We start from the raw sequence: 12,045 nt of genomic DNA, 5'->3' as shown, positions 1-12,045 counted from the left end.
GCCATGAAATTTCGACTTTCCAACGCGGCGATCATCGCTGCACTGCTTGCCACGAGCTCCGCACAGGCAACGCCGGTGCGCTTCGAGGGAGCCAGCGAGGCAAGCGGCATGCGGGACTTGCCTGCCAACGCCCGTCTCGCCGACGCCCTGCTGCAGGCGCGCCCTCGGCCTGACGCCTACCTGTTGGGCACCAGCTTCGAGCGCCCGCAGGCGATGGAAGCGCAGGTGCGCCTTCGTGCCGGCCTACAGTACGGCGCAAGGCAGCTTGCAGACTCCAGCGACGCAGAGACCTCAGCCCTGGCACAGACGCTGCTGGATTGGCTGGCCGCACATCCTGCGACCGGACGGATACCCATAGCCAGCGTAGCGCGACTGATCCAGGTGCAACCGGCCAACAACCCGGTACTCGCCGCCGGCGATACGCTGCGACTCCCGCTTCAGCCACGCACGATCACTGTCATGGGCGCAGTTGGCCAAGCCTGCGTGCTGCGACACGCCCCGCAGCGCGATGCACGTGACTACCTGCGTGACTGTAGTCCCAGCAGACTTGCCGACCGCAACGATATCTATGTGATCCAGCCAGACGGCCGCGTCCAGCAGCTCGGCATTGCACTGTGGAACCGCGCCGACCCGCAGGCCATCGCCGCCGGGGGCACGCTGTTCGTGCCCCTGCGCGCCCAGCTCATCAAGCGCATCGATCCGCTGTTCAACAGAGATTTCGCCGCGTTCATCGCCACCCAGCCTGTCAGCCCGTGATGACCCAGCCCCGCCTGCCCCCGCACCTGCTGCACCCCGCCAAGCTCACACTGAGCGCACTCGCCCTGTCTCTTCCCCTCGCCCTGCATGCCCAGGAAGCTCCGCCCGCCACGGCCAATGAGTGGGGCGCCGTAGGCCTGCTGCAGACACCGACCGCGCGGATGGCCCACGATGGCGATCTGAATTTCACTGCGTCCTACAACGCACCTTACGCGCGCTACAACCTCACACTACAGCCGCTGCCGTGGCTGGAAACGTCTTTCAGGTACATCAACGTCAACAACCTCCTGTATGGCAGGAGCGTGGCAGGTGATCAGCACTACAAAGATAAATCGATCGACTTCAAGCTGCGGCTGTGGAAGGAATCGCGCCTTCTGCCCGAAGTCGCCTTTGGTGTGCGAGATCTCGGCGGCACGGGCTTCTTCTCGAGCGAGTACGTCGTTGCCAACAAGAATTTCGGACCAATTGACGCATCTCTCGGCTTTGCGACGGGCTATCTCGGTAATCGCGGTGACTTTTCCAACCCGCTCGGAGCGATCGACGATCGCTTCAAGGACCGGCGGCCAATTGCAAACAGCGACATCACCCAGGCCGGCAAGTTTGGCCTGAGCAACATGTTCAAGGGGCCGGTCGGCATCTTTGGTGGCATCACCTACCAGACGCCGATGGACGAGTTGCTGCTGAAGGTCGAGTACGACGGCAATGACTATCGTCGCGAGCCACGCGGCAACAACCTTCGCCAACGCGCGCCGATCAACGTTGGCGTGGTCTACCTTCCCAGCCCCAACGTCGAGTTGACCGCAGCATGGGAGCGGGGCGACGCCGCCATGTTCTCGCTTACGCTGCGCGGCAACCCAGGAAACGCCCCGGCGGCGCCCAAGCCGTTCGACCCCCCACCTCAGCGCCTACTGCCCGAGGCCACCACTCCCGCCCAAGGCACGATCATCGCGCCGGCGGCGGAAGCACCGGACTGGGCTGCGATCACCAGCGAACTGCAGCGCAACGCCGGCTTCCGCGTTGAACGAATCTCCCGCCGGGGCGACGAGCTGTTCATCGATGGCTATCAAACCCGTTACCTGCATGCTTCCAAAGGCCTGGGCCGAGCCACCCGCATCCTCTCCAACGCAACCGGCGACAACTACGACTGGTACACCCTGCGTACCACCCGCGTAGGCATGCCCATCGCCGACCTGTCGATCAATCGCAAAGCTTTTGCGGGCTACCTTGATGGGACTGTCAGCGAAGACGTCCTGCGCCGCAGCACCGAACTGCAGCCACCGGACAAGCGTGCGCGCGAGATACTGTACACGCCCAAGCGCTCCCCGTTTGGCGGAGGCTTCAACATCGGCTATCGGCAGAATCTCGGCGGGCCCGACGGCTTCATCCTGTACCAGGTGGCCGCGAACTATTCTGGCAGCCTGTTCCTGCTTGACAACATCTGGCTTACCGGCACCGTCAGTGCCGACATCACCAACAATTACCACAAGTTCAAGTACAACGCCCCGAGCCGGTTGCCACGCGTCCGCACGGATATCCGCCAGTACCTCACCACGTCCGACGTGATGTTGCCGAACCTGCAGGCAAACATTGCCGGACGCCTGGCACCAGACCTGTATGGCATCGCCTATGCGGGCTATCTGGAGTGGATGTACGCCGGTGTCGGCGGCGAACTGCTGTACAGGCCCAACGGCGAACGCTGGGCGTTGGGCGCCAACCTCAATCGCGTGCAACAACGCGACTATGATCAGCACTGGGGCCTGCGCGACTACCTGATCACCACTGGCCACGCCACGCTTTACTATGCTTTCGACGCCCGCGAGCGCATCATAGGCTCACTCTCGGTCGGCCAATACCTGGCCGGCGACAAGGGCGCCACCTTGGATATCGCCCGCGTATTCGACAACGGCGTGACGATGGGCGCCTACGCGACCAAGACCAACGTCTCGGCCCGCGACTTCGGCGAAGGGAGCTTCGACAAGGGCATCTACTTCAGCATTCCGCTCGACGGCTTCCTGCCACGCTCCACGCGCGGCCGTGCTGCCTTCAACTGGAACCCGCTGATCCGAGACGGCGGCGCTATGCTCGGGCGCAAGTACAGCCTGTACGGCATGACAGGTGACCGCGACGAGCGCTTCTTCTACGACAACCTGCGCGCGATAGGAGATTGATGGCATCACGTGAGCCGTCCGGCGCCTCGGCTGTCCGCGGGTATATGGTCGAAAAAGGGTGGCTGACATCATATTGATCGAGCCGCCGTTCCTCGATTCTGTCCACGCTACGCCCTAGGCTGCCCCTACGCTGTAGAACGGGCAACAGCCCGTTACAGCCATCAATGGACGTAAAGGAATCTGATGTCACGATACTTGATCGCAAGCTTGGCGAGCACATAGCGCGCATACATCCACGAGAGCATCCGCGCCAGTGGCCTCCGCTCGAACACGACGGGCCAAGACCTTATCAAGGACCGGATCCGCCAGAGCATTCCGTCTGCGTCCATGTCCGACCAGAGCGCGGTGTCATGGCGAATTACCGAGGGCATGACTACGAGCTGCCACTCATTGTCCGCAAAGTCAATCATGAAGCGCGTGTCTATCCCATACAGGGTCAAGCGCTCGTCAAATCGCGGCTGCTGCAGGTAGCCATAGCGAATCACCATTCCGCTGGAGATCGCAAGAACATCCTTTGGCGACCGGACACCTTGCTGTGGGACGCTTACATGCTTTCCCTTGAAAACACGGAGACGCCCCGGACTGACGCATCTGCCATTGGACTCCACAACAGGCAGGAACAGGCTGCAGTCTGGGTTGCTTGAAACTTCCCGATCGAGAATCTCAAGGAAGCCATCCGGCAGCATCGAGTCCTGATCAAGAATCAGAAGCAAGTCACCCGGTACCTGTCCGCTGACCGTGTTGTAGACCTTTGCTAGGCCGAAATTCTCCGGGCATGCAATGTAGCTGCGATCGAATCCGGAAAGATCCAGGCCTGAGATTGAATCGGCGCCAAACGAATCGGGGCTGTTATCCCAGACCACGACACGCCCACTGAACCCCCCCGGCCGACGCAGCACGTCACCAAGAGACTGCAATGTCGGTGAATCCTCTGGCGCCATCCGATAGAGCACGACGAGGATGACAAGGTTGGTAGATGATCTCAACACAGATCTTGATCCATCGCGCGAGCCGCATCAGCGCCACGCTGAGACCCATGCGAGAACGCCGAAAGCAACTCTTCGTACCTAGCCAGAATCCGCGACCAGGTGAATGCCTCCTGATGACGGGATTCCGAAGCCACCGACATGGCGCCCAGCTGCGTCGTGTCTGCTTCAATTTCGTCCAGCAACGCAGCGAATCCAGGTGCGCCATCAAAGTAGCGCGCCCCCCCCCCCGCAACCCAGCGATTGAAGGGATTGTCGTGTGCAATGACCGGATTCGACGCGCCAAGCGCCTCGACCAAAGACGGATTTGTGCCGCCCACCTGGTGGCCGTGGATGTACGCACCGCTGAAGAACCGAAGCGCTTGAACGACATTTTTGTCGTAAATTGCCCCGAGAAATACCACACCCTCTCCAGCCGCCTCGAGGACCTTTCGGTGGTATTCGTTTTCCCGGTCGTACTTACCCAGGATCACGAGCTTCCGTTCACGAGGAGCACGCGAAAACCCCTCAACGATCTCTAGGAGCGAATTCTCAGGCTCGGGACGCGCAATAACGGTGTAGTAGCTGCCCGGAACGAGCCCAAGCGAAGCCACAACCGACGGATCAGCTGATTCAATCTTTTCCCCGCCATAGGCAATCGTGGTGATCTTGCTGCGCCTTACACGCGTGGAAAGGTGGTCCTTGATCCGGGGATGATCAGCAATGAGGTGGTTTCCGAGCCAGCAGCCGAAGCGCTCATTAATCCAGAACCACGCCTTTGCCACCGCCCCCCACTTCGCACGTGCCCACTCGATGCCATCCATGTTGATGACATTGACGATCCCACGCAATCGCAGGAAGACGGAGAACACTGCTGTGTTGTAACCAAGTGTCAGGCACAGCCCCTTTGTCCGGACCGCATGCAGCGTCGACTTGAGATCAAACAGTATCGTTCCCGCTGGACCGGAAACCGAGACCGGGATCCGAACTCGGCGGATCCCATGCCACTCATCCTCAAAAACAGGGCCCGCCCCCTCTTCCTGGCAGTACACGACAACGCGCCAGCCACGATCTGCCAGATGGATGGCCAACTGCTCGGCAAAGGTTTCAAATCCACCATGGGCGGCAGGAATACCTCTGATTCCGAGAATCTTCAGCACTGGTCCAGTCATGCAGTTGCCCCAAGTTCCTTGAACAGTTCACGAACTTCACGCGCATAGGATTCCATCGAGAAGTGCGAGATGAAAGCTTCACGCGCAGCAGAACTCATCGCGCCATACCCTTCGCTCCCATGCTCTGGAAGATTGCGAAGTGCGGCGACCAGGCTTTGCACGCTTCCTGGATCGAAGAGGCAGCCACTCGCACCATCCGAGATGATCTCCAACAGACCTCCGTGGGCAGCAGCTACTACAGGCTTTCCGAATGACATTCCCTCAATCGCCACCCGCCCGAATGGCTCGGGCCGCGTCGACGGAACCACTACGTAATCAGCCCATCGATAGTGCACGCCCGGATCGTCACAGAATTCGAAAAATTCGACATTTACATTGTCCGGCAGATCACGCGCCTGCGCCCTTAGCTCGTCGACGATGTGCGACTGAGACGGAATCGATGAACCCACTATGCGAATGGATACCGCGCCCTCCATTACCGCCGCCGCGGTCAGCAGAAGCCCTTGCCCTTTCCAGGCATTTATCCTGCCGATGACAAGGATCCGCAGCTCGCCCGCACTCCGTCGCTCGCACCCTGCATCGGAGGCGTAGTCCTGCGGCGAATCCACTCCGTTGTAGACCACTCGCCCATCCAGCCCAAGTGCCTTCTTGGTTGCTTTTGAGTTGAAAACCAGATCGGCCCGACAGATCCTGAGCAGCACACGGAAGAAAATTGCCTCAAGCGGGCGTGGGATCTCCCTGACGTGCACGATCAGACGCTTGCTGAACATACCGCCGCAAAGGATTGCCGACACGCAGACCAGAGTATTTACGTAGATCACATCGCCGTCGCCGAGCTTACGCTTGAGAGCGGTGACACCGCGCCAGAGCGCAGCCAGGAACCTCAGGGGCGAGCGGAGCTCTGAACGTCGCAGGTATCCATCTGGAACCAGGTCAACGCTTGCTCCGATCGACCGCAGATGTTCAGCCAGCGGCCCTTCATCAGGCAGTACCACGCAAACCTGGAGCGGACTTCCTGCATTTTCGATGATGGCTTCTATTGCCGAAAGGAAACTCCGATCAGATCCATACATCTCCGAACTCTGATGCACCGCGAGCAACTTCATTCAAGCACCACTCCGAGCCGAGGCAACATCAGTCATCGCGTGAGGCAGGCAATCCGATTCTGGCATTGACGCTCTGCCGATCCGCATCGACATCCTTGACCCCGCAAACAGCAACATCCATATCACCTGATAGTAAAGAGAACCTGAAACGTGCTGGAAGCTACAGATAACCAGCATCGGAATCACCGATGAAAACATGAACCCACGCAACATCGTGTCCCCTGGCGACTTCCATTCCGCCAACCTGCCGCCGAAAGAGCGCCAGTACACACGAAGCGCGTAGACAAGCCACCCGGCAAAAACTATGCCGAAGGTGAGGAATCCATAGATATAGTAAGAGTCGAACTTGCTTCTGAACGACCCTACACCATGCCCCGCTGTAATGAAATTCTGGACCAGGAACGCATACTGCGGGATTCTGCCCTGCACAGAAGCATCGAACGCGGAAGCGTGGAACATCAGCGCCCAGGCAAATACAACTACGGCGCCAACACCAACTGCGATTGCAATGCCCGCCTTGAACCGACCACCATCGCGGGCAGAGAAGCAGGTTGCATGCAGAGCGATCGATACAAGGACTATGATCAGGGACGCCCGGACTTGGCTGACATGCACACCCCAGGCACAGAGAATCATCAAAGCGCCCCAACCGACCGAGGAGAGCAGTCGCCCCCGGCGAATCAGGTCCGACGATCGGCAATAGAAGTAGAAACAGGCCAGAGCAGCCGAATAGGAAAACTGTAAGGCACTGGCAAAAACGCCGGAAGACCGTAGGTTTCCATCTCGGACGATCTGGTACTCCATCAACCTCGATTCGAAATCGCTATCAGCACGAAGCGCCTCCTGCAGCAGGAAATCATAACGCCACGTGGATTCGTAATCGCCGGAGAACGTGTAGTACTGAAGCACTGCGAAGGCGGAGTTGGCAGCGATGACGATGGCGAGGAAGGACATCAGTCTACCGACGCGCCTCTCGTCAAGAAGTCCGGCGTTCACCAATAGAATCGCCAGAATAATTGGAAGGATGGAGCCTCTCCAATCGAGTGAGGCCAGCAGGAACCCATTCATGATGCTTCCATAGAGCAGAAGCAGCAAAGTGGCACCGATCATGACGACGACCCTTCCGTCGACTGAGCGACGCGATGCAGCAGATGCACCAATTGCAAGCACGAGCGTTACCAACAGCATTTCCTTGAACGACTTCGCCAATGTCCCTGTAGCCGTGTCGCCCAACCTGAACAGATAGTTGGAATAGTCGATGATCATGTAGAACGCGAGGAGACCATAAGCTGCGACACCACGCATGTTCCGCGTGAATACGGTCAGTGCAGCCACTATGGACAGGAAAATTACAATCGCGTACACATCAGGCTCCTGTCTTGGCAACTAGCAGCTTTCGCGCACGACCAACCAGCAGCGCCCGAGCCGAAGGTACAAGGGCCAGGCACAGCACACAGTAGACAATCGAACCAGAGAGAATCACTGAAGCAAGCCAAAGCAAGCTGGACCCCGAGCTAGACAGGCCCGCGTCAAATACAAAGACCAGCGCAAGCACCATGAGAAGTGCACAGACCGCTGATCGCCCCATCACGAATAGCGTCCTGGAGAAACCTGCGCCGACGGTGCGTGTGCAGACAGCCATCACAAGGACAAAGTTGATCACGTTTGCATACAGGTAGAATTCCGCCATCCGCTCAACCCCATAGGGAGCTGCCAGAACGAAGGCTCCTACCTGAAGAAGCGCACCAATGCATCCAAGACGGAGCAGCAGTCCTGGCCTGTTCGTGGCCATGAACACGACTCCGGAGATGCTCATCACCGACTGCAGAAACCCGGTTGGGGCGAACCATTTCAACAGCTCCGATGTCAGTGCCCACTCCTCACCAAAGACCATGTCTATCACCTGCTCCCTGACCAGGTAGAGGCCCGCCATCATCGGTGCGACGACCAGAGAAATCGTCTCCACTACGGCAAGGTATGGTGCCTGCAGGGACTCGCCTCTTCTCAGCCGATCAGCGAGTACAGGAAAGAGCGACCTAGTTGCAACAAATGTAAGGCTCTGCAGTGGGAACAACATGATGCGATACGCCAACGAATAGGCGCCTAGGACGGATGCTGAAAACAGTCGCCCGATGATGAGCCCATCGGCATTTCGCGAGAAATAGTTCACGATGTTGAAACCAACAACGCTCGCACTGAACGAGAGTACCTCTCGATATCTACCGGGCTCTGCCCGTGTCATTGGGCCCGGCCTCCAGGGGGATGCGAACATCATCTGCACCAAGCTCAGGATTCCGGTAACGAGAACCAGTACAACGAGGCTGAATACACCGGCACCGGCAAGGGCTGCCACAACAGATGCGATCGCGCCTGTCAGATTGGCCATCACTTCGATGCGTGCAAGCTTTTTGAACGCTGATTCGCGCTCGAGGAGAGCCTGATTTACCGCAACCAGGCCCGATAGCGGAAATGAGAGACCCAGCAGAATAAGAACAGGCATAAGCGCCGACTCGCGAAAATAGGCGCTAACCAAGGGCGAGCTTGCGGCGATGATGGTGCCGACCGCCAGCGAGCTCACCAAGGAAAGCCTGAACGCCGCGTTCATGAGGTCTGAGGTCAGTTCAGCCCTCTGGATGATGACCGCAGTCACACCCATGTCCCGGAAAAGCATGGCAAACGCGGTAACGATCCCCGCCATGGCGATGACGCCGTACTCGGCAGGGGGCAGAAGCTTGGCAAGAACGAATGCAACGACCACTTGCGCAACGATCTTGGATAGCTGGGACAGCGCGACCCAGCGCGCATTACCAAACGCGTTCATCCGGCACGCCCGCAGAGAGAGCGACCGGAAGACTGGCTGCGATTGCTGGCGCATAGCAAAGCCATGCGCTGCGGGGCCGGGCGCAGCGGGTGTCGATTCCACAGTTCGCAGCAGGCGTCAGTCACCACCGCGCGCGCGGGGCAAGCATCGTACTTCCTGCAGCGCTTCACCTTGCACGGAACAGCTGCACTTGCCATAGCCTTGGCCTCAGTCCGCGGACTTGTACTCGTAGTAGCCGTAGCTGTAGTAGCCCGTCGCACGCCGCTGGACAGCATTGAAGATGGCGCCCTTGATTCGAACGTTGTTCTGCTCGAACCGGCGCTTTGCCAACGCCAGCTCCTTGGCCTGATTCAGACCGAATCGCGCAACCATCAGACAGGTGCCTGCATGGTGGGCAATGATCGCCGCATCGGTCACCGCCAGAATGGGCGGCGTATCGACGATCACCAGATCGTATCGACCCGCCACCGACTCCAGCATGCGCGTGAAGTTCGAATGCATCAACAGCTCAGACGGGTTCGGAGGCACATCTCCGCGCGCGATGAAGCTGAGATTCTCGACACCCGGCAGCGCACGGAGGACTTCGGACATCTGCGCCTTTCCGACAAGAAGGTCAGAAAGCCCCGGCGTTTGGGGTACGCCCAATGCCTTGTGCAAGGTGCCTTTGCGCATGTCCGCATCGATGATCAGCACCTTCTGGCCTGCCTGCGCAATTACAGCGGCAAGGTTTGACGATACGAAGGTCTTGCCCGCGTTCGGGCTAGCACCAGAAATCAGGACAATATTGTTCTTCGCTTCCAGGCGCGCGAAATGAAGACTGGTGCGCAGACTGCGGACCGCCTCCACTGCCAAGTCCGCAGGATCCTTTACTGCAAGCAGATGAAGATTGCCGTCCGCGCGGAACCTACCCCGGACCGAATCACTCTGCTGCTGCGCACTGACCGGAATCGACGCATAGACAGGCAGGCCGAGCTCTTCAATCTGCGACGGATCTTCGACGCCTCGGTTCAGAAGCTGCCTCAGCAGCACCAAGCCAACGGACAGGGCGAGCCCCAGAAGCGTTCCAACAAGCACAACGATGGCCTTGCGGGGCTTCACCGGCGTAGTCGCGTCGACTTCCGCCTCGTCAACAATTCGAACATTGCCGACTGTGCCAGCGCGGGCAACGTCAAGTTGCTGCGCCTGGTTCAGCATGCCGGTGTAGATCTCGTTGCTGACCTGCAGATCGCGGGTCAGCCGTAGCAGTTCCTGCTGTGCCTCCGGCAACTGCTTCACCTGGCCCTGGAATCCGTTCTTGCGTCCCTCCAGCTCACCGATCTGGCGCATAAGTGCCTGGTAGGCCGGGTGATCCCGGGTGAACTTGCGATCCATTTCAGCCTGCTGCAGCCGCAACTGCTGGATGCTGGTCTCGACTGCTACAGCCTGATCGAGCAACCCCTTGGTCTGAAGCGTGAGATCGACCGAGTTAGCCTTGGTCTGGTACGCACTGAGGGACTTCTGCGCCACGTCGACCTGGTTACGGACATTGGGCAGCTGCTCTTTCAGGAACGCAAGCTGGGCAGATGCCTCCGCCGAGTTTCGCTCGACGTTCTGGCGGACATACGCCTGCGCCACCTGCTGCAGGAACCCGCGGGCGATATCGGGATCTGAATTCTCGTAGGCCAGCGTCAGGATTCCCGAATCCTTACCCGACTCACTGACCATGATCTTCGTCTGCAGGTCATTCACGATCGTCAAGTGCCGCTGGCGGGTAATCTCGAAACGCATTCCCGGATGCGCCCGCAACTCTGCGATCTGCGCTGTAACTCCCCTGGCAGCCGCGATCTTGCCAACACTCCCCTTGAGAAGCAGATTATCATCTTCGTCAAAGAGCTCATAGGAGCCACCCTCTTTTGCGACCAGCGTCAAGGGGCGAGCAAGAAGAGCACGCGGCACATCAAGCTGGAAGATGTCCAGCTTCTCTCCGCCCCAACCATACCGGCTCATTCCGAGCCAGACGTCTGCGAGCGCATCCGGCTCGGAACGTTCTGCCCGCCGAGCCAGGTAACCGCCAATTAGAGGAAATCGATTGGGCTCGACCTCAACATCCAGCTTCAGCGCGTCAACAGCACTGCCGACGACTGCTCGCGAGCCGATCAACGCGATTTCGGTGGTCGCCTCCGCTGATCCCATCCCCATGCCCAGTGACTGACTGATATCCGTCAAGCCAGGAAGACTCGGAACCTTAGACTCAACTTGTACGATCGCATCGGCTCGATACACCGGGGTTGCCAGGAATGCGTAACCGACCGAAACAATGAGAAACAGGCCTGTTAAGCCGCCAATCCACCATTTGTGGTCAATCAGCGTGCCCAGGAACTGCCGCAGATCAATCTCGCCAGTATCGTCCTGCGCGGTGGAACGGGTTTCAGTGGTCATTATTCAGAGCTCTTGAATTCAGGCTTTTACGGGCCGGGTGATCGCAGCAGGCAGCAATCAAAGATGACGCGCCCAGCTCTCCACACCCTCGGCCATCAACTTGTAGACATGCTCGAACGCCGGGCGTTGCTGGCGGTATGGATCGGGAATCTCCCGATCCTGCTGCCATTTGCCCAGCAGGAAGGTTTTCCCGGACGCCTGCGGCGCGATCTCGGCGATGCGGCGCACGTGCTTGCGCTCCATGGTCAGCACCAGATCAGCGGCTCCCAGGATGGCGTCATCAATCTGGCGCGCGCGATGGGCCAGGCCATCCATGCCCCGCTCGACCAGCAACTCCTGCGCCGTGGCATCAATGCCATGCCCAACCAGCGCACCGAGACCCGCGGAGGACACCTGGATCCCCTTGCCCTCGATCGCTTGGCGCAGCATCACTTCTGCGGAGGGACTGCGACAGATGTTGCCGACACATACAAATAGAACGTTCTTGAACACTGATCTGGATCCTGTGGCATTCCTTGCGGCGCACGCGACCAGAACATCCGGAGTCGGCGGCAGCCGCACAGCATACCTTACAAACGCATTACAGGCGATGAAATCACCAACAGATTCATGGGATTACGTCGCAGTTTCAGAAATCGA

9 protein-coding genes are annotated in these 12,045 nt (G+C 59.1%); 2 read left to right on the top strand and 7 right to left on the bottom strand.

Features of this window, described 5'->3' with window-relative positions; genetic code table 11:
* Positions 1-3 precede the first annotated feature (3 nt).
* Together ROV95_RS18630 and ROV95_RS18625 are read left to right on the top strand one after the other, a co-directional pair.
* Entirely contained in the window at positions 4-756 is a 753-nt protein-coding gene (locus ROV95_RS18630; protein WP_312545749.1) for a capsule biosynthesis GfcC family protein, read from the top strand.
* On the top strand, positions 756-2,924 hold the full coding sequence (locus ROV95_RS18625; protein ID WP_312545747.1) for a YjbH domain-containing protein: 2,169 nt from the start codon (positions 756-758) through the stop codon (positions 2,922-2,924). Before ROV95_RS18630 ends, ROV95_RS18625 begins: the two co-directional genes overlap by 1 nt.
* Before the next feature lie 161 nt (positions 2,925-3,085).
* Here the strand turns inward: ROV95_RS18625 and ROV95_RS18620 are convergent, their stop codons facing one another.
* The 7 genes from ROV95_RS18620 to ROV95_RS18590 form a co-directional block, all read right to left on the bottom strand.
* Positions 3,086-3,913, bottom strand: coding sequence for a glycosyltransferase (locus tag ROV95_RS18620; RefSeq protein ID WP_312545746.1), 828 nt, complete (start codon positions 3,911-3,913; stop codon positions 3,086-3,088).
* A complete protein-coding gene (locus ROV95_RS18615) occupies positions 3,907-5,049 on the bottom strand; it encodes a DUF1972 domain-containing protein (RefSeq protein WP_312545744.1) in 1,143 nt (380 codons plus the stop codon). Before ROV95_RS18615 ends, ROV95_RS18620 begins: the two co-directional genes overlap by 7 nt.
* An 8-nt stretch (positions 5,050-5,057) precedes the next feature.
* A complete protein-coding gene (locus tag ROV95_RS18610; protein WP_312545742.1) occupies positions 5,058-6,167 on the bottom strand; it encodes a glycosyltransferase family 4 protein in 1,110 nt (369 codons plus the stop codon).
* A complete protein-coding gene (locus ROV95_RS18605; protein ID WP_312545740.1) occupies positions 6,168-7,532 on the bottom strand; it encodes a hypothetical protein in 1,365 nt (454 codons plus the stop codon).
* A 1-nt stretch (position 7,533) separates the two neighbouring features.
* The gene (locus ROV95_RS18600; protein WP_312545739.1) at positions 7,534-8,988 is read right to left on the bottom strand and encodes a lipopolysaccharide biosynthesis protein; all 1,455 of its coding nucleotides are present in this window, start codon (positions 8,986-8,988) and stop codon (positions 7,534-7,536) included.
* Between the two features lie 207 nt (positions 8,989-9,195).
* A complete protein-coding gene (locus ROV95_RS18595) occupies positions 9,196-11,406 on the bottom strand; it encodes a polysaccharide biosynthesis tyrosine autokinase (protein ID WP_312545737.1) in 2,211 nt (736 codons plus the stop codon).
* Between the two features lie 57 nt (positions 11,407-11,463).
* Positions 11,464-11,898 carry a low molecular weight protein-tyrosine-phosphatase gene (locus ROV95_RS18590; protein WP_312545736.1) on the bottom strand — a complete coding sequence of 145 codons (435 nt, stop codon included), beginning with the start codon at positions 11,896-11,898 and terminating at the stop codon, positions 11,464-11,466.
* Between the last annotated feature and the right edge of the window lie 147 nt (positions 11,899-12,045).

The organism is Stenotrophomonas maltophilia group sp. msm1, from assembly GCF_032025805.1.
In the GTDB taxonomy this organism is placed as follows: Bacteria; Pseudomonadota; Gammaproteobacteria; order Xanthomonadales; family Xanthomonadaceae; genus Stenotrophomonas; species Stenotrophomonas hibiscicola.
This window is presented reverse-complemented; position numbering and strand designations above follow the sequence as displayed.